We start from the raw sequence: 23,659 nt of genomic DNA, 5'->3' as shown, positions 1-23,659 counted from the left end.
AATAATGTGCGACGCTCAGCCGTTGTACTCTTCGTAGTCGGCTTCCACCGCTTGCTTGAGCTGGTCGAGGAATCCGGGTTCGGCACTGGTGATACGGTTCCAGCTGGGAATAAACGGCGTCTCCATCGGGTTTTCGAGGAAGGCCTGTCCCGCTTTCACCAGGTTGCTCGCGAATAGCTCAACGGTCTGTTCTTCCTTATGGATATCAAAATTCAGGCCATTAATGATGGCGTCGTTGCGATAAGTCTCGACGAAGTCCAGCGCGATGCGGAAGTAAGTGGCTTTAATACTGCGGAAGGTCTCTGAGGAGAATACCGTGCCCTGGGTGGCCAGCTTGCGAAAGAAGGATTTCGCGATATCGATGGACATCTTGGATAGGCCGCAATGCTCATCATCAAACGACACGTCCTGATGCTTGTGGTCGTAGGCGTGTGCGATGTCTACCTGGCACAGGCGATTGGTGGAGTAATTACGATACATCTCCGACAGCACGCCGATCTCCAGCCCCCAGTCGCTGGGAATACGCAGGTCGTTGATCACGTCGCGACGGAAGGAAAACTCCCCGGCGAGGGAGTAGCGGAAGCTATCCATGTATTCCAGGTACTTGGTGTGACCGTAAATTTTTTTCAGGGTACGAATCAACGGGGTGACCAGCAGGCGACACACGCGGCCGTTAATTTTTCCGTTGGCAACGCGGGAGTAATAGCCTTTACAAAACTCGTAGTTGAACTGGGGATTGGCCACCGGGTAAAACAGGCGCGCCAGCATCTCGCGATCGTAAGTTACGATGTCGCAATCGTGCAGTGCCACCGCCTCACCGCGGCCGGAGGCGAGAATATACCCCAGGCAGTACCAAACATTGCGTCCCTTGCCTGCATCTTGCGGCGCGAGGCCGTCGGCCTGTAATTGTGCATCCAGCTGTCGCAGGCGCGGGCCATCGTTCCACAGCACGCGCACGTGTTGCGGAAGGATGCTGAACTGTTTCAGTGCGTCGCGGTATTGCGACTCATCGGCGCGGTCCAGCCCAATAACAATTTCAGAAAGGTAGGGAACCTCGGCCAGAATTTTCAGAATTTTGGGCAGCGCCTCGCCTTCCAGTTCGGAATACAGCGACGGCAAGAGCAGCGACATGGGCCGGTGCTTGGCAAAGCGAATCAGGTCGGCCTCCATATCCTCCAGGCTGCGATTGGAAAGATTGTGCAGGGTCGTGATATCGCCATTTTGAAAAAAATCGGTCACAGTATTTTCCTGTTATTGTGCAGTTTTGAATTCGGTTGCAAGCAGCTTCTGGATAACCTCAGCCCAACCTTGTGGGCCGGTAGCCTGTGTCACGGCTAGGAAAGGGTGGTCGTCGAGTGTGGGCGGGGCATGGGTTGGCGAGCGCACGATGATGGCGATGTCGGCAACCTTCAGCATGTCCAGGTCATTCGGGCCGTCACCACTACCGACCAATTTACAGGGGCGGTTGCTGTGCTGCTGGTAGATCTGTTGCAGCAATTGCGTTGCGTGCCCCTTGTCGGTCTGGCCGAGCACATGCAGAAAGCGTCCGCCCTGCAGAGTGGCAAAGCCGGCGGCCTCGGCGCGGCTGGCAAAAGTCGTTTTTTCCTGCTCCGTACCCTGCCAGAGCAGCGGCTCGGAATAATGGCGGGAATTCGCCTGCTCGGCCTGTGCGTGACTCAACCCGGTTGCCGCGACGATTTCATCAATACTGGCAGCGGCAAAATTTAAATACGTTTTCTCGTGGTCTTCATTGTCCTGCTCCAGGAAGTCGAGGATAGACTGGCGACGTGCTCCCGGCTCCAGAACCCAGTAACCGGATTCTTCTTGCGCGGATTCCGGTTTTTGCGGGAAATAACCCACGGGGATAAAAATCGCGGAACCGTTTTCCACAATAAACGGATGGCGGTTGTGGAGAGTGTCCCGCAGCGTCAGCATCTCGTCACGGGTTTTGCTGCTATTGAGAATCACCGGGATTTCGGCGGCTTCCAGCGTCCGCAGGGCCGTATCGGCCGGTTGGTGCGAGTAGGTAAAGTGGTCGAGCAGGGTGCCGTCCAGATCACTGACGATCAGCCATTGGTGCGGCGGGCGGGTATTTTTATTCATTCCGTTCCAGATACGGGTCTTCCTGATGCAGATCTTGCGCGGCCCACGTGAATGCGTGCGCTTAGATCTACTAATCCAAAAATAGTGCCAGTCTACGGAAAGTGAGCCACGGCGGTGCTTTGCTCACGACAATTGGCGCAGAAATTTACTTGTTGAGTCGAAGAGATCGGGTCGTGCGCCCCAATATGGGTACTCTAGTCGAGGGTAGAGCAGGGTGCGCACCAATGGGGTGCATCGTCACAGAGGGACGGGACAGGGAAGAGCTGGGCAGGGCAAAGTCTTGGCAGGGTTAAGTAGGGGAGGCTGCAGGCGATGCTTCGGGGGTGATGAAAGGGTATTCCGCAGGAATACCCTCTCACTGCGCCGGAGCGAGCAGGTCGGGCTCACCTCAAATGGAGCGGACCCAGGTGCCATCGGCCTGACGGCAGGCGGTGCCACGAGTGCTGTCGGAAGCGTCGTTGGAGAAGAATTCGGCGGTGTAAGAGCGGCAATACTGGTCGCCACGCATTTCGATACCACCGGGGATTACTGCGTAGTTTTCATTGCCCTGGCTGTTTTGCCAGGTGATGCGCTCACCTTCAGGGGCAAACTCCAGTGCCTGTGCCACACATGCCTGGTTGCGCTGATCCATTCGCCGGCCCACTTCGCCGCCGATCAGTACCCCGGCAATGGCCCCGCCAATAGTGGCCGCGGTGTTGCCGCGGCCATCGCCGATCTGGTGGCCAATAACGCCGCCGATCAGCCCGCCCAATACGCTGCCCACTTGATCGCTGTTGCAGCGCGATACGGAGGTGCGGGTGGTGGGGCGCCATTCCGGACGGTATTCGGGCTCTGGCGCGCCCTGATCGAACCATGGGGGCAGAATGATCACGCGGGCAGCATCGTGATGACCGGGGTGGTGGGCATAGCGATTAGGATTCTTGCAGGTGCGCTCTTCCTTGTAGTCGCCATTGCGCTTCCATTTCCGCTCAATTTTGCAGTTCCCTTCCCAGTACTCTTCCTTGTAACTGTGTTTTTTGTGCTTGTGGTGTTTCTTCCAACCTTTACCTTCGGGGGGCTCGGCGTGCAATGCCAGCGACAGGCTGCCGCAGAGTAGTGCGACGAGAACGGAGGAGAGTAACTTCATGACTTGATATCCGCGTTTCGAAATTTGCCAAATAAATTGCTAAATATGGCGCGAATACTATCAATGGGCAGATTGGCAGGCAGTGACGTGGCCGACGTTCTGGACGGTTGTTTGGAGGGTTTCTTGGAGGGTTTCCTGGAGGAATGCCTAGAGAGTGTTAAAGACCGTGGAAGCGAGGACCGTGGTGGCGATAAACACCACCACGGTTCAATGGAGGACGTGTTAGAGGCGTTTTAGGGGGCAACACAGCCCATGCAGCGCAGGTACAGTGCGCGCGGGTCCTTAAACGATTTCAGTTCCGCGAACGGCTGCAATGCGGGCTGCAGGCTGCTGAACCAGGCGCCCAGCGGCAGGTTACGCTCGATACTCGCAGACACCTGTGCATCGACATTTTCCGCCAGTGCACGCATCAGCTTTTCGCTGGGGCTCAACTCGCGCTGGATTTCCATGACCTCGTATTTATCAATCTCGGCCAGCTGTGCGGCGTCCGCAATGGCATCCTTGAGATTGCCGAGATCATCTACGAGACCGAGTTCCAGCGCCGCACGGCCTGTCCATACCTGCCCCTGCGCGATCTTGTGAATTTCCTCGGGTGTGCTGTTGCGGGCCGCGGCCACCAGCTGCAGGAATTGTGCATAGGTATGGTTAACGCCCTGCTGCAGGATGTCGGCGGCGGCCTCGGGCAGCGGTCGGTCGAGACGCATGGTGCCCGCCAGTGCCGTGGTGCCTACACCGTCGTTGTAGATCCCCAGGTGTTCCAGTGAATCTTCGAAGGTGGGGAAGGCGCCAAACACACCGATGGAACCGGTGATGGTCGACGGGGATGCCCAGATACGATCGCCACCCGCGGCAATCCAGTAGCCACCGGAGGCCGCTACACTGCCCATGGAAATGACCACCGGGATGCCCGCTTCGCGGGTGGCGAGCAGTTCCTGGCGAATCGCTTCGGAGGCAAATGCAGATCCGCCCGGGCTGTCGATACGCAGCACCAGCGCCTTGACGCTTTTGTCGCGGGCCTTGGCAATCAGTTTACCGAGGCTGGCACTGCCGATCTGTCCAGCCGGTGCATCGCCATCAACGATTGCCCCGGCGGCACTGATCAGGGCGATTTTATCTTTTTGCTGACGCGGGTCCGGCAGGTTGGTCATCTTCATGTGGCGCAGGTAATCCTGCGCATGAATACCGCGGTATTGGGATTTATTATCCTTGGCCTCGCCAACGACTTCCTGCAGCTCGGCGACGGCCGCGCGGCGGGTGAGGAGTTTGTCGACGAATTGATTCGCCAGTGCTGCCTTGGCCCAGCTACCGCCTTCGGCACGCAGGTTCTGCGGCAAATCGGCAATATAGTTGTCGACGGCGCTGGGCGGCAAATTGCGCAGGCCGGTCACCTGTTCGGTGTATTCGTTCCACAAACGGTTGAGCCAGCGCGCCTTGTTCTCGCGCGAGGCGGGTGACATGTCATCGCGGATGTACGGCTCGATGGCGTCTTTGTAATCGCCCACGCGGAATACGTGGAAGTTGATCTTGAGCTTATCGAGCGCGCTTTTCACGTAGCTGCGGTAGCTGCCGAAACCGGTGAGGAGCAGTGAGCCCATCGGGTTCATGTAAACCTCGTCCGCATGGCTGGCGAGGAAGTACTGCCCCTGGGTGAAATTGTCGCCGATGGCATAAACCGGCTTGTCGCTCGCTTTAAAGCGTTGCACCGCTTCGCCCACTTCTTCGAGCTTGCTCAGGCTGGCGCCGGCGAGGCTGTCGAGTTCCAGCACTAACGCAGAAATCCGGCTGTCGCCGGCGGCGTGGTCAATGGCATCCACCAGGTCTTTTACCCGTGTCTCCGGGGGTGCGGAGGGGCCGCCAAAAAAGCCCGGCAGCCCGCCTGGCTGGCTGATTTCATCGACTAGGAAACCACTGGGCGCCACGGTTAACGCGCCACCCTGGGGTACTGTAATGCGCTCTTCACCGCCAAAGATGGCGGCGCCGATAAACAGAAGTAACAGCAGGAAGATTAGGTTGGTAACCACCCGGCGTAACCAGGTGATAGCCCCGCCAATGGCGCCAAAGAAGCGGCGGATAAACCCGCGGCTACGTGTTGAGTCGGTCAAACCTGAAACTCCTTGTTGATCGGTCTGGTGTGTTTCTTCGGTGGCTTACAAGCTTACGTGGGTACGTGCGTTATATAACTGCACCTGCCAACGGCTGGTCATCATCGAAGATACAAATAGGATAAGGCTGAGGGCGGTCAACGCGCCATGCTGCCAACCGCGTGTAGGCATCATTACGTCGACGATTCCGGCGGTAATGTACAGCAGCAGGATAAAACACAGCCATAAATAGCTGCGTTGACGCTTCTTGAGCAGGCCAGGCAGTACCAGTAACAGCGGTACCGTCTGTAGTAACCACCACTTTAATGAGCCACCCAAAAACAGGTTCCACACCGCGAACAACAGCAAAAGCCCGCCATAGCACACCCAATTGAGTTTGCGTGCGAAGGCCAGTTTGCGGGCCACCAGTGCCTCATCGATAGGCTTGCTCGGTTTCTTGTCTTTAGCCACGGTGGTCTCCCAGTCGGCTCGCCAGGTCTGCAACGCGTTTTCCAAGTGCGCGGCACAGGGTTATCTCGTCGGCACTCAGTCCATCTTCTGCGCTGCCTGCCCAATGGGAGGCCCCATAAGGCGTGCCGCCAGTAGACGTGTGCATCAGCGCACCTTCCGAGTAGGGGATACCCGCGATGACCATGCCGTGGTGCATCAATGGCAACATCATTGATAGCAGGGTAGTTTCCTGGCCGCCATGGAGGCTGCCGGTGGAGGTAAACACCGCCGCAGGTTTGCCGCTCAGGCTGCCGTCGAGCCACATGTCACTGGTCTGGTCCAGGAAGTACCGCAAGGGCGCCGCCATGTTGCCGAAGCGGGTGGGACTGCCGAGCAACAGGCCGGCACAATGGCGCAGGTCGTCTGCGGTACAGTAGGGCGCGCCGCTGTCGGGTACCGGGGGTTGCGTGGCTTCGGTGTCTGGAGATACCGCGGGCACCGTACGCAGCCGCGCTTCCAGGCCGTGTTCTTCGATGCCGCGCACAAGTTCCGCGGCCATTTTGGCTGTGGCACCGCTGCGGCTGTAATAAAGGACAAGGATATAGGGCGCGTTCGCAGTGGACACTAGATCAACTCCAGTACGTTTTCTGGCGGACGACCAAGCACGGCCCTGTCGCCTTTCACCACGATAGGGCGCTCGATCAGCTTGGGATGATTTACCATTGCGTCGATCAGGGCATCGTCGCTGTGGCCGGCATCCTTGAGGTTCAGTTCTTTATAGGCGTCTTCGCCCTTGCGCAACAGGTCGCGCGGGGCAATACCCAGCTTGCCAAGAATCGTTTTTAGTGTGGCGGCATCTGGCGGGGTTTCCAGGTAGAGCACGATTTCTGGTTCGACATTGTTTTCCTGCAGCAACTGCAGGGTTTGGCGAGATTTTGAACAGCGAGGGTTATGGTAGATCGTCCACATTGAAAGCGTATCCTGTTAAGGTTTGGCGTATTCTAACAGCCTGCGGTTGGTCGTCTACGCTGAGGTATGGCGTACTTTTTAGACAAATTGCAGGGATTTATACGCTCCGCTCACCAGAAAATGGCGCAAAACCGCCTGTTTAGCCGGGTTCGTGCAAGCGGGTTGGGCAAGTGGTGTGGGGCGTTGTATGACAAGAGCTATAACAAATTGAGAAGACCCATGACTGAAATGGTGCACCGCTGGCGTCGCTTTTTTACTTCTTTATGGACCGTATTCAACGAGAAGAACTGTCGGCAGAATGCCGCAGCGCTCACGTACATGACGCTGTTCGCAATCGTCCCCCTGGTGACCGTGAGTTACGCCATGCTGTCACTGTTTCCGGATTTTGCGGGTCTGGAAAGTAAAATCCAGCATCAGATCTTTTCCCATTTCGTGCCGGAAAGTGGGCGTGAAGTGCAGGAGTATATCGATAGTTTTTCCACCCAGGCCCAGCGGCTTACCGGTGTCGGCATCGGTATTCTGCTGTTGACCGCGGGCTTTATGCTGAAAAACATTGAGACCACATTTAACGCGATCTGGGATATTCCCAAGGGCCGCCGCGGCGTTTCCAGTTTTCTTCTGTACTGGGCGATCTTGAGCCTCGGGCCGATCTTGCTGGGCGCCGGCATGGCCGCCACCACCTATTTGTTTTCGCAGAAAGTGCTCGCGCATAACGACAGCCTCGGCGTATTGCCGGTGGTGCTGCGGGTGCTGCCGTGGGTATTTACCGCCATCGCCTTCACCTTACTGTTTGTGGCGGTGCCCAATTGCCGTGTGCCGCTGCGGCACGGCCTCGCCGGCGGCGTGATCACCGCCTTTGCGTTTGAGCTGGCCAAGTATCTGTTTGGTGCCATCGTCGCGCGCAGTTCGGTGCAGGCGATTTACGGTGCATTTGCCTTCGTTCCGCTGTTCCTGTTGTGGATCTATTTGATGTGGATGATCGTACTGGCAGGATGTGTGCTGGTGCGAACGCTGTCCGCCTACCATGCGGCGGCCCAGGGCCGAAATTATTCCGATCTGGTGGCGACCCTGTCTATTTTGTGGAAGTTCTTCTGCAACTATCAGCAGGGACAGACCATCCGCGAGCAGGATATTTCGCGCGCGGGTATTCGCCCGGCGCAGTGGCGGCGCATCCGCGAGGTGCTGCAGGATAACCAGGTGATCGGACAAACGGATCGCAATGAGTATGTGCTACTGCGCGACCTGGATTCCGTGACCCTGCAGCAGATGCTGGATTGGCTGCACCCGGCACCGGTGCCAGAGAGTGGTCACCGCGAGCTGGAGGTGCGCCCCTGGTACCGCGAGGTGGAAGCGCGTTTCCGCGAAGCGAGAGACTTTTCCCGCGAGCATCTCTCGCGGAGCCTTGGAGAGCTGTTTCGCGAGTCGATGTCGCAAGAGGTTGTGGAGAAAAGCGTGGATACCAGCTTGAGCCCTGCCGTCGTGGCCGGGGAAGAGATCCCAGATAATAAACCAGTCAGCAAAGGGAGTGGCCGCAATGCGCGCAGCGGCAAGTCGTCGAGTAAAACAGCAAAGTCTTGAGCGGTTCCGTGCTCTGTTCCTGCTCATTGCCATGTTCACACTGGCCACGGGGTGCGGGCCGCGCTCCGGTGGATTGGTCGACTTGCATGGCGAACCGCTGGATACCGGGGGAAAAGTCCTGCTGGTGAACTACTGGGCGAAGTGGTGCGCGCCCTGTCGTGAAGAGATACCCGAGCTAAATACCTTCTACCGCGAGCATAAAGACCAGGTACTGGTGCTCGGGATAAATTTTGACCAGCCACCAAAAGAAGAAATACAGCGGCAAGCGGACAAATTCGGTATCGCTTTCCCGCTATTGCCGGACGCGCCGGAAGGCCGCTGGGGTCAGGCGGTGCCGCAGGTGCTCCCCTCTACCTTCATTATCGACCGCCACGGCCAGTGGCAGCGGACGTTGATCGGACCGCAAACCTCAGAATCCTTATTGGAAGCTATTCAGCCCTACGTAACAGAGTAAGGTCCGGAGCAGGCTTTCCCGGGACAGGCCGGCGTACGCCATACGCTTGCTTCTACCCGTATAACCAAAGCGTCTTTAAGGGACATACGCGCCGGCTGTTAGGATGCGCGCAAACTATTTTCCTTAAATTTGTAATCTGGGACTCAAACTAAATGCAATTGGGTGCATTTCTACTGCTGGCCTTTTACCTGTTCTTACTCTGGCCCCTGGCGCGCTGGCACCGCAGCCGCAATTCGCTGGCCCCGGCGGTATTTGCCGGGTTGCTATTGGGGGTGGTGCTGGGCGGCCTGATGCACCTGGCGGAAGGCTGGGGCGTGAACACTCCCTGGGTACTCGACTGGATCGGCCTGATCGGCAACGGCTACGTAAATCTGCTGCACCTGCTGGTAATGCCGCTGGTACTGATTTCGATCCTCGCCGCGGTGGTCAAAGTGAGCAATACCGCGTCGCTGGGCAAAATCAGTGGCTCGGTGTTGGTGGTTCTCCTCGGTACCACTGCCATTGCTGCGTTTATCGGTGTGGTAATCGCGCACCTGTTTGGCCTGACGGCAGAGGGGCTGGTAGAAGGCTCTCGTGAAGCCGCGCGGGTGGATGTACTGAATGAGCGTATGGGCCGTGTGACCGACCTCAGTATTCCCGAAATCCTTACCTCGTTTATTTCGCGCAATATCTTTGCGGACCTCGCCGGCCAGCGCGATACCTCGGTGATCGCCGTGGTGATCTTTGCGGTATTGATGGGGCTGGCCGCACTGGCGGTGCGTCGGGAGAACCCGGAGCAGGGCGCTGCCATCGAACGCTTTGTTACTGTGGCCCAGGCCTGGATAATGAAGCTGGTACGCCTGATCATGGCGTTTACCCCCTATGGCGTTATGGCGCTGGTGACCGCGCTGGTGGCCAAGTCCAGCTGGACGGATATCTTCAACCTGTTCAACTTTGTGGTGGCCTCGTTTGTGGCGATTGCGCTGATGTTTGTGGTGCATGCGCTGTTGCTGATGGTCAACGGCATTAGTCCACTGCACTATTTCGCTACCGTATTGCCGGTACTGGTGTTCGCCTTCAGCTCCCGCTCCAGTGCTGCGACCATTCCACTCAATGTGGAAACCCAAATCGACAAGCTCGGCAACTCTCCGGCCATTGCCAACTTTTCCGCGTCTTTTGGTGCCACCATTGGCCAGAACGGTTGCGCGGGTATTTATCCGGCTATGTTGGCGGTGATGGTGGCAGTGCCCATGGGGATTAATGTGTTTGATCTCGTGTGGCTCACCTCGCTGATCGCCGTCATTGTGATCAGCTCCTTCGGCATTGCGGGCGTGGGCGGTGGGGCGACCTTTGCTGCGCTGGTGGTACTGCCTACCATGGGCCTGCCGGTGCAGATCGCCGCACTATTGATCTCCGTCGAGCCGCTGATCGATATGGCGCGCACCGCGTTGAATGTGAACGGCGCGATGACCGCGGGTACACTGACCCAGCGCTGGCTGGGCCCCAGCGTGGAGACTGCGGAGGCCCGCTAACAAGAAAATTTCATCGATGTGTCAACCAATTGCGGTCTTGCACGTTTTGATAAGTGAACGGCACAGGTGAGTAACGACGTTCTCACCTGGCACTTACTTACCGACCACTGATCATAATAGGGAACCATCGATGAAACGGATCAAGCAACAGATCGTCCTCCTGACCATGACTGCAGCGCTCACCAGTGTCGCAGCGGCAGATGCCAGCGACCAGCGTGCGCAGTACCTGGACAATAAAGGGGACCGCATCGAACAGCGCCTGGATAACAAGGGCGACCGTATCGAGAGCCGGCTGGACAATAAAGGCGATCGAATCGACAACCGGCTAGATCGCAAGTCCGAACGCGCGGCTGCCAATGGCAAAGAAAAACGCGCGGCGCACCTCGATAGGAAGGGCGATCGTATCGATAATCGCCTGGATCGCAAAGGTGCGCGTATTGACCGCAAGCTCGACCGCAAGGGACAGAAGGTGGACCGCCGGATGGACCGTCGCAGTGCGCGGGTGGGGAGCTAAGGCACCCCGAAGAGTGGAATGTGCGGCCCGAGGAGAGCAGGGGCCGCGCTGTACTCGCAGGATAATAACAAGCTTTCAGAATAGGCCCCTGCTTACAGGGGCTTTGATCAAAGGGCCGCTGTACGCAGCATGGAACAATTCTTAGCCTCGGTAGAGAAGCGTGCTTTCTCCATGGCCGCCATGGCCGTGGGGAACCGAGACGATGCGCTGGATATTGTGCAAGACGCTATGTTCGCACTGGTGCGCAATTACGGCCACAAACAGCGGGAGCAGTGGCGCCCGCTGTTCTTTACCATTCTCAATAACCGAATCACCGATTGGCACCGCAGGCATAAGACCGTCTCGCGCTGGCAGTTGCTGCGGGAAAAGTTTGCCCGTGGCGATGACGAGGCGGACGATGTATTTGACCCGGGCGCACTGGAAGACCAGAGTGGCCCAAGGCCGGAGCAAGGTGTGTTTTCCGAGCGCGCGCTGGATGCGATTGAGTCTGCCGTCGGTCGGTTGCCCCCGCGGCAGCAGCAGGCATTTATGTTGCGCTGCGTCGAGGGCTTTGATATTTCGGAAACCGCCGCTGCCATGTCCTGCAGCAGTGGTAGTGTAAAGACCCACCTGTCCCGGGCGCTGGCCGCCCTGCGTGGACAATTGGAGGAAGTGCGATGACGTCGCCACAAGACAAGCCCACGGCCCAGTCGCGGGACCGCGAAGATGCAAGCGCGCATAACGATGCCGAATTAGCGGCGGGTGCGCGCGCGGCCCTGGAGCGCCGCGAGCAGTCCCTCGATGGTGAGACCCTGTCACGCCTGCGCCGTGCGCGTTCTGCGGCTATAGACGGTGCCGCTGGTACATCGCGGCCGGGCTGGATGCTCTGGTTACCCACGGGGCTGGCCAGTGCCGCTGCGGTACTCACGGTTGCGCTGTTGTTCGGGCTGGAGCCCTCTGGCGCCCCGGCTGAGCCGGTAGATATGCTGGCCGATACCTGGATCCTGAATGAGGACGCTGAGTTGGACATGATCGAAGACGTGGAGTTTTACCAGTGGCTGGCGGAGGAGGCACTGGATGGCCACTCGTCCTGATTCGGGGGGCGGCAGGCGCCGCACAGCCATGCGGACTCTGGCGTGGGCTCTGCCGGTTCAGTTGGTGATGTTGCCATTGGCGTTTGCCAGTGAGCCCCTAGATGAAGATTTTCTGTTGTTTCTGTCAGATTGGACCGATGAAGCCGGTGAATTTATCGCTCCGAGCGATGTGGAAAGCGTACTCGAGCATGAGCCTGCGTCGGCCAATCCAGCGATTAGCGAGTTGGGTGAAGAGCGTAGGCAGGGGAAGCACCGGGAGCACAGTGAACAAAGTGAATACAGCGAGCAGGGTGAGCGAAATGAGTAACGCCACAGCCAAACACACATCGAATGCCGTTGCCGGCTGCGTGCGCAAAGTCGGCCTCGCGCTGCTGTTGTTGGTCTTCCTTGCCGCTAGCGCCTGGGCCGACTCGGTCGCGTGGAAGGACCTGAGTGACAGCGAACGCCAATTATTGCAGCGTTTTGAAGGTCGCTGGGACCAGTTTACCCCGGAGCAGCGCACTCGCTTGCGGGAGGGTGCGGCGCGCTGGGCGGGGATGACTACCGAGGAGCGGCAACAGGCGCGCCAGGAATTTGGCCGCTGGCAGCGCTTGAAACCCGAGCAGCGCCAGAAGCTGCGCGAGGCCTATAACCGCTTCAAACAATTGCCGCCGGAAGAGCGCAAAAGAATCCGCGAGGCACGCGATCGCTTCAAGCAGCTGCCACCGGAGCGGCAGCGTCGGTTGCGGGACCGCTGGCGCAACATGACGCCAGAGCAGCGCGAGCGCTTCAAACAGCGCAGAGGTAAACGGCAGCAGCGGGGCTAATACCCACGCGACCAGTACAAGCGGGGCCGACATAAGCGGGGCAGGAGGCCCCGTTTTTTATTTCAGTTCAGGATCGATTCAGTCAGCTCCCTGTACAGTGCTCCCATCGGTCGAATTATTGGCCAAACAAAGGTGCCTAATCGTGACCAGATTAAGAATAAAGTCACGCCAAGGCGCCATCGCTCAGGTCTAGGGAGTTCGCAACATGGCATTAACAAACAAGTGGTTACAGCAGCTGGCGCTGGTTGGTCTCACCGTAGTACTGGTGGCGGTGAGTGTCCGCGCCAGCGCCGGTGACAGTGGCTATTACCCCGGTCCGCATGGGGGCCAGGATGGCTACGACTACGCCCCGGTCACCGCGGTGACGCCTATCTATAATGACGTGAATGTCGTCGAGCCCAGAACCCAGTGCTGGGACCAGACCGTTACTTATCAGCAGCCGTCGCCAGCGGGTGCCATCATCGGCGGGCTCGTGGGCGCCGCGGTGGGGCGCAATGTGAGCAAAGGACACAAGCACCACAAGCGTTATCATCGCCACTATCGTCGCCATCACCATCGCGGCAACAAGGCTGCGGGCATGGTTGCAGGCGCTGCGGTAGGCGCTTTTATCGGTAATGCCATCAGTCGCAGCCAAGCGCCGGTCCAGTATGGCACCCAACAGCACTGTCAGGTTGTGGAAGAAGTGAGCACGCGTCGGGAGCTAATTGGCTATGACGTTAACTATCGCTACAACGGCCAGGAATATCTGATTCGCACTAACCACCATCCTGGAGATAGAATTCGGGTTCGTGTAGACGTCACGCCGGTACTGTGATCAACGTCTGATTGTTATTCATCCACCGGCGCTATGGAATCGACAGGAGCAAAGCAGTGAAAGTCACTCGAGGTCCGCAAGCCGCAACGCGAGCGCAAGGGGCCGTATCCATCAACTTCGCAGGGATGAAATTTGTACCGTATGCCGTATTGGCCTGCTTACTGCTGGCGGCACTGGTAAGTGCCCCGGTGTCGGCGGCTTCGGCCGTTTCACAGGCGATACCACAGGTTGCGCAAGTGCGGCACCTGAAAGTACAGCCGTTGGCTACGGTGCGGGTGCAGAACAAAGGCATTTCCAAGAATGAGGCCGCGACCCTGGTGAAAAAACGCTTTGGTGGCAAGATTTTGGCGATCAGCGAAGTACAGCGCAAAGGCAAAAGTATGTTCCGTGTGAAGGGACTTTCGGACAAAAGCCAGGTCTATGTTGTATTCGTGGATCGACAGAGCGGAAGAATTTCTCGCTAACGCCTAACGAAAAACGCATTACTGAGGAAACACCATGCGCGCACTGCTGGTAGAAGATGAACACGCGTTGCGTGAACAGCTGGCGGCTTCCCTGCGCAAGGGGGGGTACACCGTCGACGAAGCGCCAGATGGCGAAGAAGCATTGTATCTGGGGCGTGAGTACCCCTACGACGTAGCGGTAATGGACTTGGGACTGCCAAAAATTGATGGTATTCAGGTTATTGAAACCCTGCGCAAGGAGTCGCGACACTTCCCCATCCTGATTCTCACGGCCCGTGGTCACTGGCAGGAGCGGGTGCGCGGCCTCGAAGCCGGTGGTGACGATTACCTGACCAAGCCCTTCCACACCGAAGAGTTACTTGCCCGGTTGAATGCACTAGTGCGGCGCTCCGCAGGTTTTTCTTCTCCGGTCATCAGCGCCGGTCCTATCGAGCTGGATACCAGCGCCCAGCGGGTGACAGTGTCCGACAGCGAGCTGGACCTGACGTCCTTTGAATACAAGGTGCTCGAATACCTGATGCTGCACCCGGATGAGGTGGTATCCAAAACCACTCTCACCGAGCACATTTACGAGCAGGACTGCGATCGCGACAGTAATGTGATTGAAGTTTTTATCGGTCGTCTGCGCAAGAAACTGGATGCTGCAGGTGGGGTAAAACCCATTGAAACCCTGCGTGGGCGCGGTTACCGCTTTAGCCCGACGAGCTGATAACCTTGCTTAAGCGCCTGTCTGACATTCGCCAGTTCCTCTCGGGCTGGATACATTCCCTGTCTGGCCGTCTTTCCTTGATGGCCACGCTGGTGTTACTGGTTTTTCTGGTAGTGGTTTCCGGTGTGCTGGAGCGGGCCTATCGCACCTCCCTCGATGAGGCCAAGGCGCGCGAGCTGCAGTTGCACGTATACACGCTGCTGGCGGGAGCCGAGCTGGAGGGTGACAATCTTCAGTTGCCCCTGAGCCTGCAGGAACCGCGCTTCAACCAGCCGGACTCCGGCTTGATCGGTGCGGTAATGGATGCCCGCGGCCGGGTAATCTGGCGTTCTCCCTCGGCGCTTAGCCTGCCGAATTTTGCCGAGTTGCCGCTGCCGTTGCCCCTGCGGCAGGACCAGAAGGTATTTGCGAAAATTCAGCTGCCGGACTCAACCGTGCCCTATAGTAGCTTCCGCCAGGGTATCGCCTGGGGGTTGGAAAACCTGCAATTTACCTTTGTGGTGCTGGAAGACGCGGGGCCGCTGCAGGCGCAGGTGTACCAATTCAATACCACTTTGTGGCGTTGGTTGGGTATCGGCGCGCTGGCACTGATTGCGGTGCAACTCCTGGTGCTGCGTTGGGGCCTGGCCCCTCTGCGTGAAGTAACCAGTGCGCTGAAAAATATGCAGCGTGGGGGTGCCGATACGTTGCAGGGCAAGTTCCCCAAAGAGCTTGTGCCCCTGACCGATAACCTGAACTTGTTGATCGACAATGAGCGGCGCCAGCGGGAGAAAACCCGCAATACCCTGGGCGATCTTGCGCACAGCCTGAAGACACCGCTGGCGGTGCTGAAAGGCATGGACGTAGTAGCAAATCCACGGGCAGCACAGCAGGCGCTGGCAGAGCAGGTGGAGCGCATGGACGGCATTATCAGTTACCAGTTGAAGCGCGCAGTGGCGACGTCGCCCAAGTCCATTTTGCGCGGCGTGGCGGTGCAACCTATGGCAGAGAAAATTCTGTCGGCACTGGACAAGGCTTACCGGGATAAATCCATTGATGCAGAGTTGTTGTGCGATCCTTCCGTGCTGTTTTATGGCGATGAAGGGGACCTGATGGAAATGCTGGGTAACCTGCTCGACAACGCGTACAAATATGGTGGCGGCAAGCTGCTGGTCAGTGCGCAAAACTCCGACGATCGACGCGGGCTGGAAATTATTGTTGCCGACAATGGCCCGGGACTGACCGAAGCCGAGTGGCAACGGGTGGTCCAGCGCGGTGTGCGTGCCGATGAGCAGCAGCAGGGACAGGGCATCGGGCTTGCGGTGGTTGTGGATATTGTCGAGAGCTATCACGGCAGTATCGCCGTAGTCCCGCCGTCACAGTGCCGTGATCTTGAGTTGGAGCCGGGCTTGGAATCGGACTCGGACTCGAGTGGGCTGATCGTGCGCGTGCGCCTTTAATCTCGACGCACTACCGCCTCACTATCGCCACAATATCGCCAAAAGAGTGCCTCGGCGCGCGCGCCAACCAAGGCACCTGTTCAGGTGCCTTCACTACCCTCGACACCGTTTATCTCTACTGATGCGGAGCTGCCTGATACTGCTGTTTGGGCTTGGCGGCGTCCGGGAATCACGCCCTTCCACAATCTTGCGGATAGCGCGTGCGGAGTTTCAGATCGGCCCTCCGCAATCCACTGAACAATTGCGTGCGCCACATCCGGCCAGTCGATGCGTACACCGTGTGGCTGCTCCTCCAGCCAGCGGCCAATGGTGAGTGCATCCATACGTTTCACCACCCTGGCCAGTTGCAGTTCTTCCAGCGCCATGGCGTTGGCCTCCTGTTCAAACTGCCCCTTGAGCGGGCGGGTCAAAATCGGTTTGCCCAAGGTCAGGGTCTCGGCAATTAGTTCGAAGCCACTGTTGCAGATAATCGCACGCGCCGTGGCGACGTCGTGACGGAAGCCTTCTATCGAAGGTGCTTTCAGGGTGATGTTGTCCGCTTTGGGGAGATCGGTGGGCAAGCCATAAACAATAAATTGCTGCGGCAATTGCGCCAGCTGTTCTAACAGCGGCAGTGCATGTTCAAACGGCAGGTATACCAGCACATGGTCCTGCGCTGTGGGCGTGGTCTCCTCATGGGCGTGGGCAATCGGCGGCAAGATCGGCTGGCCAAAGTGGTACCAGTGCATCCCCAGGCCCATAGGCACCGGCGCGAACAGTTTCATGATGGTCCGTGGCAGCCAGCCAAAGGCAGGGGCTGGGATGGCGTAATCAAACGCATACTGGTGACCGAGTCCGATACTCGGGCGCTTGCGTTTTTTCGCTGCCCAGGCGGTAACCGGCTCAAAGTCACTGATAACCAGATCGAAATCGTTGACCGGCAGCTCGCGAATGTCTTTCAGCAGCTTGCCTAGGTCCAGTTGCCTGGCGGTGGCGAGCTGATCTATCTTGCCTTCTTTGTGCACGAAGGTGAGCCCCTCGCGCCACCAGAAATCACCAAAGGCTTCCATCGCAAACAGCTTTTCTGGTGGGCGGCCCGAGAAGAGCCATTGCACCTCGAGGTTCGGGAATTGCTGGAATGCTTCGGCCATGGCCCGGGCCCGTGAAATATGGCCGTTACCAGTACCTTGAACGCCGTACAGAATTTTCAAATTGCTTCTCCGAAGGGAATTGCGCTGGTTTGCAGTGTTATGGGGTGGCATATACCTGTCTGGTGAAACGTGGCGCGCGGCATTTATAGCAGTGACCCGGCGACCGCGAGCCCCACACAGGTACCGAGCAGCGCACCGGCACAAACGTCGGTGGGGAAGTGGACACCGAGCCCAACGCGGGAAGTACCGACACCCGCGGCCCAGAAGTAACCCAGGGCCCACAACGGGTGCAGGCACTGAGCCAGCATGGTGACAAACAGGAAGGCACCGGAGGTGTGGCCGGATGGCAGGCTGAAGCGATCGTTGGCAATAACAATAGATCGCAGTCCGGGAATCGATTCCGGCGGCCGGTTGCGGCGGGTGGTGTTTTTGATTGTCCAGTAGAGCGAGCGCTCTATAACAAAGGCGGCACCGCAGACGGTAAGGAACTGCAGAGCGGCTTGCAGGCTCACGATCGCCACCAGCAGCGGCGATACCAGGTAGAGCCAGCCATCCGCGGACCGGGACAGCAGCAGGTAGTTTCTGCGGGATGCCGGTCGCGCCGCACGCTCTGCCATACGCAGAACCAGCGACACATCGACGGTTTTCAGGGTGATAGGTAAGCTTCGCATACGGTAAAAGTACGAAGCCTATGTTGCGCAGACTTGAACAAAATGTGTCAGGTCTGTGAAATCTGTGAATTCTGGTAGCGTTTTACCAAGGAAGGGGGGATAGAGAGGGTGGACAGGGCGCCACGCGGATGGTGGCGCCACGAGCACCGATCTAGTCGATGGACATTTTGATCGCGCCGGAGCCCGGCAGTTTCTCGACCAGTTCGTGGCCACACAGCTTCGAAGGGGTGAAATAGCCGCCGTTACCGGTGTAGCCCAGCAGATGCTCCATTACCGCCAGCGACCCGTGCACGGTCACGTCGTACCCGTTGGCGGTGACGACGCGGCCTACCCGGCGTTCGCCGCGGCGGTCGTTGCGGACTTCGCCCCACACCCAGGTCTGCTGCTGGGAACGTTGAGATTCACTGGGGCCACGGACCTTCTCGTCCACCTTGCCCTTCATCCAGTTCTGTACCCATTTCATGCGCAGCAGCCAGCGGAATGCGTTCAGCTTCTGCATTTTCTTGGCCCGGCGCGGGCTCATGGGGATATACACCTCGATATTCGGGATCTCAGTGGAGTAGTAGGCGGTCGCCACATCGCCCCAGGGGATGGCAACGGCAAACTTTTCGCCACGCCCGAAATTGATTTTGCGGGTCAGCTCGCCGTGCGGCGTTACCTCAATCTTGCCATTGCGGCGCACCGCACCACCGACGCCGAGACTTTCGATTGAGGTCTTGGCGGTGCCCGGGCTGAGGCCGGAATCGGAGTCAAACCCCAGGGTCAAATGCGTGGCACTGTGCATTTCCTTGTGTAAGGCCGCCGCCAGGCAATCGGTGGGAATGACGTCAAAGCCGGTGCCGGGGCACAGCACCACGCCAGCGGCTCGCGCCTCGGCGTCCATCCCGTGGGCCTTCTGGTACACGGACATTTCGCCGGTGATGTCCTGGTAGTGGGTACCGCTGGCGATACAGGCACGCATCATGGGCTCGGCGGTAGCGGAGAAGGGGCCGGCACAGTGGATCACCACGACCACGTCCTTGAGCGCGTGCGCCAGGGCTTCCTCATCGTCCAGTGAGACGGCGATGGCGGGCAGGGCCAGCTCATTCGCCAGCGGTTGCAGCTTGGCGGCACTGCGGCCGGCAAGAATAGGCTTCAGCCCCTTGGCCACGGCCTGGCGGGCGATAAGTTCGCCGGTGTATCCGTAGGCGCCGTAAATCAGGATTTGTTTGTTATTCACCGAGAGTCCTTATTGTCTTTATTTGGCGAGGGCCGCGATGCTGAAATCAATCAAGGGGTTTTTCCAGGGCAAAGCGCGGGAACGTCTTACCGTCTTTTGTCACGGTTTCTGCAAACATGGCCAGGGGACGTGCCCACACGCCGAAGTCATCATACAGAGCGCGGTAAATAGCCAGTTGTTCCCCGGTTTCACTATGGGTGGCAATTTCCATCAGGTGGTACAGATTGCCCTTGTAGTGCCGGTAGATACCTTTTTTGAGTGATTGCATGGGATTCTCTTGTCTGTTTTTTCACCGGCTGGAGGACTAGTCCAGGTGAAAGGGAGAAAGCTGGATCTGGGTAATACGCTGGCCGTGCAGTACCGCGAAACCCTCGTAGCGGCGCTCGCCGGTGGAGGTAAACTCGAATTCGTAACGACGCTGGATACGCAGCTGGCCGTGTCGGTCGCGCTTGATGCGTGTGCGGTCCAGCATCACGGTATCGTCCAGCAGCTGCACGCCGGTTTTCATGCAGTGTTGTTTCACAACGCGGCGCACCCGGTCCTTGGCCGCCATGCCTGCCCAAAAATACCACGCCGGCAGCGCCAGTAAAAAAATCCAGATCAAATCGCCAAGCGAGTAATACATAACATTTGCAGTTGCTATTATCGAACCGGGCAAGAATACCACCACAGGAGTCAACATGTCTGGCACGATTCTCATCACCGGTTGCAATCGCGGTATAGGCTTCGAGATGGCCCGGCAATTTGCTGAAGATGGCTGGAAAGTGATCGCTACTTGCCGCAACCCGTCCGCGGCGTGGAAACTCAGCGAATTGAGCGAATCTTATCCAAACCTCGAAGTGCACACACTGGACGTCACCGATTATGCGCAGTTGGCGGACCTCGCGCAGAGCCTGCACGGGCGCCCCCTGGATATCCTGGTGAGCAACGCGGGCTATTACGGGCCCAAAGGCGTGACCTTCGGCCAAGTCGATGTAGAGGAGTGGCGCAAAGTACTGGAAATCAACACCATCGCCCCCTACAAACTCGCAGAAGCTTTCTATCCCAATTTGGCAGCAGGGCAAAATAAAGTTGTTGGAATATTGAGCAGTAAGGTGGGCAGTATTGCCGACAACCAGTCTGGGGGTGGCTACATGTACCGTTCCTCCAAGACTGCACTGAACCAGGTGGTAAAGAGCCTTGCGATCGACCTGCAAGAACAGGAGATTAAGGTTGTTGCCCTGCATCCGGGCTGGGTTAAAACCGAGATGGGTGGTCCCAATGCGCTGATCACCACCGAGGAAAGTGTGGCCGGTTTAAAAAGCCTGCTGCTCAGCATCAATGCCAAAAATAGTGGCAGCTTCTTTAATTACGATGGGAGTCCAATTCCCTGGTAGCAACACAAATACCTGTACAGCGACTAACCATTATTCTCGATCGCCAGATATGACTACTTTCTGAATTTCGATATTTTAAAACTGAATCCATTTGTAATTAAAGTAAGTTAACATCTAAAAATGGAGGTGGTCGCCACAACGACCAATAGCTCAATTTGTGTTGGCCGCCACCGCCGTAATACTTATCCGCCAACATAAGAGCAGAATCAGATCCTAAACGACGGAATGTATTGGTGCTCCATACGGGAGTGCACATACGCATTCTATACTAGTTGACTATGTGTCTCTGAGTATTTACGCGATTTGGTTTAGTGATAATGCTCAGTCTGCGGGAAAGGCTAAATGCATTGCCCGATAAGCAAAGCGGTTTATGCGGAGTTTTCCATGAAAAGTATTTGCTTTTTTTTAATGTGTTACCTAATTCTTTTGTTTTCATCTTATAGCAATATGTCTTTTGCCTCTTCCAACGAGCCAAAAATCGTTACGGCAGCTCAGGTGAATGGAACCTGGCGAAGCAATAGCGGCACGTTTAAAGTCTGGGCGCTGGGGAAACAAAGACTCCAAGTAGAGTTTTTTGGAATTCATGAATATGGAACGGAGGCCGAACCAAAGGCGAACACTGGGGAGGGCAGTGGTTTAGCTTTCATAGAGGAAAATGTTGCTATTTTTAAGCCAAAAGGAACCAGTGGCGATTGTAGGTTAATTATGAAGTTTCTAGAGAAGAAACTTTTAGTAGAGCAAAGGGGCGAGTGTGGATTCGGGCGCAATGTAACCGCAAGTGGCAGCTATAAGAAAACTGACGACCAGAAGCCAAGTTTTGGAAAATTATAAGAGTAGATGTTGTGTGTAAGAGCGAACATTTGAGTGGATGGTCAGATTTTTAACTATGGTTATGAGCGTGTTTTCTGTGGGTAGAGGCAAGAGTGAGAACGCTAAGATGATCGAGCCTGGAGTTGGAAATATGTTCCGCTATGTTGGGAAATATTTACGAGTTGGTATACAAATTGGGCTAAAAGTATTGCTTTTGGCCATAGTCTCCCTTCTAGCCACTTTGCAGGCGACAGCCTATTCCGGGGATCATTACCGGGTCTGCAATCTCGATCCGCAGGGCGAAAATTTTTTGGCCCTACGTGAAGCCCCGATGGCTACTTCGCGTTTAGTTATGAGATTGCCGTCCGGATACGATGTTGAGGTTAGGGGACCCCGTAAGAATGGCCGGTGGTTCCCGGTCGCAACTGTTGACGAAAAAGGTTCTTTGATCGAAGGTTACGTGTTCGATGCGTTCGTCTGTCCGGTCGGTAAGCCGCGTATTTCACAGTAGTCTAGAAGATGATCAGATACCGATAAATGCCAAACAAAAATCTGGTATCTAGCTCGGTGTGAACATTGAAAGCGATAGCCAGAAGCTATCTCAAAGCACTGTTTAAGTATGTTCCGCATTCATTCTATACATGTTTCATCGAACTTGTGATGCGATTATTTGGTGTCGCGCTAAACCATAAGGAAGAAAAATGATTACTATGTCTCAGGTCACAAGTATTCTTGGCTGGGCGTCGCTGTTCAATATTGGCTACCTGTTACTGGCCACAGGCATGCTGTATCTGATGAAAAAATTCATCAAGTCGGTTCATGGCAGTATGTTTGACCTGGATGATGCAAAGCTTTCTGAAGCCTATTTTGGTTTTTTGGCGAACTTCAAGATTGTTACGGTAGCGTTCTTTATTGTTCCATACCTTAGCCTTAAGGTGATGGGGTATTAATTGTTGTGCGGGTGGCCGGGTTGTCCTTACGTCGCCTTACGTTGATATTGATTTCGATTGGAAGTATTGGGAGTAATGATGGGACTGACGTGGGACAAGAGCATTGTAGCGGGCGGAAACGACGGTTTGCTTGGCGATGGTGTGGAGTTTGAGGTGTACTCGTCGGCGAGCGAGGCGGAGGAAGAGCATTCGGTGAATACCGATATGATAGAGGCCCTTGATTACGCTCTAAGCTTTCTGAACAAAAATGTTAAGGATGAATCCCGCTTCTTTTTGGTCGGGTGGGACGCTGCCAGCTCGACGCTTATGCTTTCGGTTACGGATGATGCCAAGCAAATGGATTCTCCAATTGTGGTCAGATGCCATTTCGTCGGTTTAAACGGAAAGCTAGCGTCTGATACTCAGCGAGAACCCGCAGTTGAAGCCTATAAGGAGAATGTCAGATTCTGGTGTAAGGAGCACTTGTCCACCAGTAGCGCATTCACACAGTATTCTTTGATCGCGCTCTTTGTGGATGAGGACAGGACGCGCGCAGGACTGCTTTAAGCCCTTTGGTATGAACGGGCACTGGATGGATTGATTGCCGGATCTTGGAGTAGCGGCAAGCCAAAGAACACTCGGATAGGCCCTATGAGTATAACTATCGCGTTACTGTGTTTGATCGTGATTGGCGTGTTAGATGGCTTCGCGAGCCAGTACTTTTACCCCGGAGTGGGCTTTCCGCCCACTTCCTTGTGGTTCTCTTTGACGATCGCTTTCGTGGGGTTTGCCTGGTACGTCCGGGATTCAAATCTACGAAAGTACAAGCGCAATATCTTTCTGAATATTTGCATTATCGGTTTCGGGCTTATCGCGTTGCCGTATTACTTTTTCCGCAGCCGCGGATTAAAGGGCGGATTACTGGCTACTTTGGTACTGCTGTTGGTGTTGGTTATCTGGAGGATCGCACTATTGAGCGGAGAGCAATTAGCGCTGCTTGTGCAGAAATGATTGTCTAGAAAGTAATCATTATTCTTATGTTACTTTCTAAATTGCGCTGGCTGAGAAAGCTGAAGTTTCTCTGATTGAAAGTCGTTGAATACTCCGTTTAATCGACTTGCGCGATGCCTTGGTAGTCCGCGCCGAGATATTCATTCAGGAAAGAAGGCCCGCAACGAATCAGTTGTTCTTTTCGCAACTTCGGCCAGCGTTTGATTTCCACTTCCAGTTTCAGTGCATCGGACTTGCTGCGCATGACGCACTGAAACTCGAGGGTTAGCGGGCCGCGCCCGCGCAGGGCCTTAGCCGCTTTGGGGCCGCCACTGCTGTGCTCCTCAAAACGTCGCGCCACATCGCGGGTGACCCCGGTATACAGGGTGCCGCGGTTGGTGCGAATGAGATAGACAAACCAGCCAGACAAAAAAGATTCCTAT

At 56.5% G+C, this 23,659-nt stretch carries 30 protein-coding genes and 1 pseudogene; 18 read left to right on the top strand and 13 right to left on the bottom strand.

Going from position 1 to position 23,659, the window contains the following annotated elements; genetic code table 11:
* Positions 1-15: 15 nt before the first annotated feature.
* From AS89_RS0112700 to arsC, 7 genes are all read right to left on the bottom strand, one after another.
* A complete protein-coding gene (locus AS89_RS0112700; RefSeq protein WP_010133049.1) occupies positions 16-1,239 on the bottom strand; it encodes a glycosyl transferase in 1,224 nt (407 codons plus the stop codon).
* A gap of 12 nt (positions 1,240-1,251) precedes the next feature.
* The gene (locus tag AS89_RS0112695; protein ID WP_010133048.1) at positions 1,252-2,103 is read right to left on the bottom strand and encodes an HAD-IIB family hydrolase; all 852 of its coding nucleotides are present in this window, start codon (positions 2,101-2,103) and stop codon (positions 1,252-1,254) included.
* A 388-nt stretch (positions 2,104-2,491) separates the two neighbouring features.
* Positions 2,492-3,229, bottom strand: a complete 738-nt coding sequence (locus AS89_RS18245) for a glycine zipper 2TM domain-containing protein (RefSeq protein WP_010133047.1) — start codon at positions 3,227-3,229, stop codon at positions 2,492-2,494.
* A 233-nt stretch (positions 3,230-3,462) separates the two neighbouring features.
* Entirely contained in the window at positions 3,463-5,331 is a 1,869-nt protein-coding gene (gene sppA, locus AS89_RS0112680; RefSeq protein WP_010133046.1) for a signal peptide peptidase SppA, read from the bottom strand.
* A gap of 45 nt (positions 5,332-5,376) precedes the next feature.
* Positions 5,377-5,781 carry a DUF2069 domain-containing protein gene (locus AS89_RS0112675; RefSeq protein WP_010133045.1) on the bottom strand — a complete coding sequence of 135 codons (405 nt, stop codon included), beginning with the start codon at positions 5,779-5,781 and terminating at the stop codon, positions 5,377-5,379.
* Complete coding sequence (wrbA, locus tag AS89_RS0112670) at positions 5,774-6,385, bottom strand: NAD(P)H:quinone oxidoreductase (RefSeq protein ID WP_010133044.1); 612 nt, start codon at positions 6,383-6,385, stop codon at positions 5,774-5,776. Before wrbA ends, AS89_RS0112675 begins: the two co-directional genes overlap by 8 nt.
* On the bottom strand, positions 6,385-6,729 hold the full coding sequence (gene arsC, locus AS89_RS0112665; RefSeq protein WP_010133043.1) for an arsenate reductase (glutaredoxin): 345 nt from the start codon (positions 6,727-6,729) through the stop codon (positions 6,385-6,387). The genes wrbA and arsC overlap by 1 nt, the downstream gene beginning before the upstream one ends.
* 219 nt (positions 6,730-6,948) lie before the next feature.
* Here arsC and AS89_RS17510 point away from each other — a divergent pair, with 219 nt between their 5' ends.
* The 12 genes and pseudogenes from AS89_RS17510 to AS89_RS0112605 all read left to right on the top strand — a co-directional run bounded on the left by AS89_RS17510 (position 6,949) and on the right by AS89_RS0112605 (position 16,091).
* Positions 6,949-8,307, top strand: coding sequence for a YihY family inner membrane protein (locus AS89_RS17510; RefSeq protein ID WP_010133042.1), 1,359 nt, complete (start codon positions 6,949-6,951; stop codon positions 8,305-8,307).
* Complete coding sequence (locus tag AS89_RS0112655; RefSeq protein WP_010133041.1) at positions 8,264-8,761, top strand: TlpA family protein disulfide reductase; 498 nt, start codon at positions 8,264-8,266, stop codon at positions 8,759-8,761. Before AS89_RS17510 ends, AS89_RS0112655 begins: the two co-directional genes overlap by 44 nt.
* 152 nt (positions 8,762-8,913) lie before the next feature.
* Positions 8,914-10,272 carry an L-cystine transporter gene (locus AS89_RS0112650; protein ID WP_010133040.1) on the top strand — a complete coding sequence of 453 codons (1,359 nt, stop codon included), beginning with the start codon at positions 8,914-8,916 and terminating at the stop codon, positions 10,270-10,272.
* Between the two features lie 130 nt (positions 10,273-10,402).
* Positions 10,403-10,786, top strand: a complete 384-nt coding sequence (locus AS89_RS0112645) for a hypothetical protein (protein ID WP_010133038.1) — start codon at positions 10,403-10,405, stop codon at positions 10,784-10,786.
* A 120-nt stretch (positions 10,787-10,906) separates the two neighbouring features.
* Positions 10,907-11,446 (top strand): annotated as a pseudogene (locus AS89_RS0112640) (RNA polymerase sigma factor); the annotation flags it as partial.
* A complete protein-coding gene (locus AS89_RS0112635) occupies positions 11,443-11,859 on the top strand; it encodes a hypothetical protein (RefSeq protein WP_010133036.1) in 417 nt (138 codons plus the stop codon). The pseudogene AS89_RS0112640 and the gene AS89_RS0112635, both read left to right, overlap by 4 nt.
* Positions 11,843-12,166, top strand: a complete 324-nt coding sequence (locus tag AS89_RS18805) for a hypothetical protein (RefSeq protein WP_010133035.1) — start codon at positions 11,843-11,845, stop codon at positions 12,164-12,166. The genes AS89_RS0112635 and AS89_RS18805 overlap by 17 nt, the downstream gene beginning before the upstream one ends.
* A complete protein-coding gene (locus AS89_RS17505; RefSeq protein ID WP_010133034.1) occupies positions 12,159-12,665 on the top strand; it encodes a DUF3106 domain-containing protein in 507 nt (168 codons plus the stop codon). The genes AS89_RS18805 and AS89_RS17505 overlap by 8 nt, the downstream gene beginning before the upstream one ends.
* Positions 12,666-12,870: 205 nt before the next feature.
* Positions 12,871-13,479 carry a glycine zipper 2TM domain-containing protein gene (locus AS89_RS0112620; protein WP_010133033.1) on the top strand — a complete coding sequence of 203 codons (609 nt, stop codon included), beginning with the start codon at positions 12,871-12,873 and terminating at the stop codon, positions 13,477-13,479.
* Positions 13,480-13,535: 56 nt separating this feature from the next.
* On the top strand, positions 13,536-13,943 hold the full coding sequence (locus AS89_RS0112615; protein ID WP_138976404.1) for a PepSY domain-containing protein: 408 nt from the start codon (positions 13,536-13,538) through the stop codon (positions 13,941-13,943).
* Between the two features lie 34 nt (positions 13,944-13,977).
* On the top strand, positions 13,978-14,652 hold the full coding sequence (locus AS89_RS0112610) for a response regulator transcription factor (protein WP_010133031.1): 675 nt from the start codon (positions 13,978-13,980) through the stop codon (positions 14,650-14,652).
* 5 nt (positions 14,653-14,657) lie between these two features.
* Positions 14,658-16,091 (top strand): ATP-binding protein, encoded by a 1,434-nt coding sequence (locus AS89_RS0112605; RefSeq protein WP_010133030.1) that lies wholly within the window; start codon positions 14,658-14,660, stop codon positions 16,089-16,091.
* An 80-nt stretch (positions 16,092-16,171) separates the two neighbouring features.
* Here the strand turns inward: AS89_RS0112605 and AS89_RS0112600 are convergent, their stop codons facing one another.
* The 5 genes from AS89_RS0112600 to AS89_RS0112580 form a co-directional block, all read right to left on the bottom strand.
* Entirely contained in the window at positions 16,172-17,332 is a 1,161-nt protein-coding gene (locus AS89_RS0112600; RefSeq protein ID WP_258165062.1) for an MJ1255/VC2487 family glycosyltransferase, read from the bottom strand.
* A gap of 32 nt (positions 17,333-17,364) precedes the next feature.
* Complete coding sequence (locus tag AS89_RS0112595) at positions 17,365-17,892, bottom strand: phosphatase PAP2 family protein (protein ID WP_010133027.1); 528 nt, start codon at positions 17,890-17,892, stop codon at positions 17,365-17,367.
* Between the two features lie 151 nt (positions 17,893-18,043).
* Positions 18,044-19,111, bottom strand: coding sequence for a saccharopine dehydrogenase family protein (locus AS89_RS0112590; RefSeq protein ID WP_010133026.1), 1,068 nt, complete (start codon positions 19,109-19,111; stop codon positions 18,044-18,046).
* 46 nt (positions 19,112-19,157) lie between these two features.
* Positions 19,158-19,379: a DUF1653 domain-containing protein gene (locus AS89_RS0112585; protein ID WP_010133025.1), complete on the bottom strand. Its 222-nt coding sequence runs from the start codon at positions 19,377-19,379 to the stop codon at positions 19,158-19,160.
* Between the two features lie 36 nt (positions 19,380-19,415).
* On the bottom strand, positions 19,416-19,736 hold the full coding sequence (locus AS89_RS0112580) for a DUF3301 domain-containing protein (protein WP_033230433.1): 321 nt from the start codon (positions 19,734-19,736) through the stop codon (positions 19,416-19,418).
* 55 nt (positions 19,737-19,791) lie between these two features.
* Between AS89_RS0112580 and AS89_RS0112575 the strand changes: the two genes are divergently transcribed.
* The 6 genes from AS89_RS0112575 (at position 19,792) to AS89_RS0112550 (ending at position 23,237) form a co-directional block, all read left to right on the top strand.
* A complete protein-coding gene (locus AS89_RS0112575; protein ID WP_010133023.1) occupies positions 19,792-20,487 on the top strand; it encodes an SDR family oxidoreductase in 696 nt (231 codons plus the stop codon).
* A gap of 384 nt (positions 20,488-20,871) precedes the next feature.
* Positions 20,872-21,318 (top strand): hypothetical protein, encoded by a 447-nt coding sequence (locus tag AS89_RS0112570; RefSeq protein WP_138976403.1) that lies wholly within the window; start codon positions 20,872-20,874, stop codon positions 21,316-21,318.
* Positions 21,319-21,424: 106 nt separating this feature from the next.
* Complete coding sequence (locus AS89_RS0112565; protein ID WP_138976402.1) at positions 21,425-21,808, top strand: SH3 domain-containing protein; 384 nt, start codon at positions 21,425-21,427, stop codon at positions 21,806-21,808.
* Positions 21,809-21,998: 190 nt separating this feature from the next.
* Positions 21,999-22,247 (top strand): DUF6868 family protein, encoded by a 249-nt coding sequence (locus AS89_RS0112560; RefSeq protein WP_010133018.1) that lies wholly within the window; start codon positions 21,999-22,001, stop codon positions 22,245-22,247.
* Between the two features lie 75 nt (positions 22,248-22,322).
* Positions 22,323-22,793 carry a hypothetical protein gene (locus AS89_RS0112555; protein ID WP_010133017.1) on the top strand — a complete coding sequence of 157 codons (471 nt, stop codon included), beginning with the start codon at positions 22,323-22,325 and terminating at the stop codon, positions 22,791-22,793.
* 84 nt (positions 22,794-22,877) lie between these two features.
* Positions 22,878-23,237: a hypothetical protein gene (locus AS89_RS0112550; protein ID WP_010133016.1), complete on the top strand. Its 360-nt coding sequence runs from the start codon at positions 22,878-22,880 to the stop codon at positions 23,235-23,237.
* Between the two features lie 97 nt (positions 23,238-23,334).
* Here AS89_RS0112550 and AS89_RS0112545 read toward each other — a convergent pair whose 3' ends face one another.
* On the bottom strand, positions 23,335-23,646 hold the full coding sequence (locus AS89_RS0112545) for a GIY-YIG nuclease family protein (protein WP_010133015.1): 312 nt from the start codon (positions 23,644-23,646) through the stop codon (positions 23,335-23,337).
* Positions 23,647-23,659: the final 13 nt, after the last annotated feature.

This window comes from Microbulbifer agarilyticus S89, from assembly GCF_000220505.1.
GTDB classification, from domain to species: Bacteria; Pseudomonadota; Gammaproteobacteria; order Pseudomonadales; family Cellvibrionaceae; genus Microbulbifer; species Microbulbifer agarilyticus_B.
Note: the sequence above shows the minus strand (reverse complement) of the source record. Positions and strands in the feature narration are given on the sequence as shown.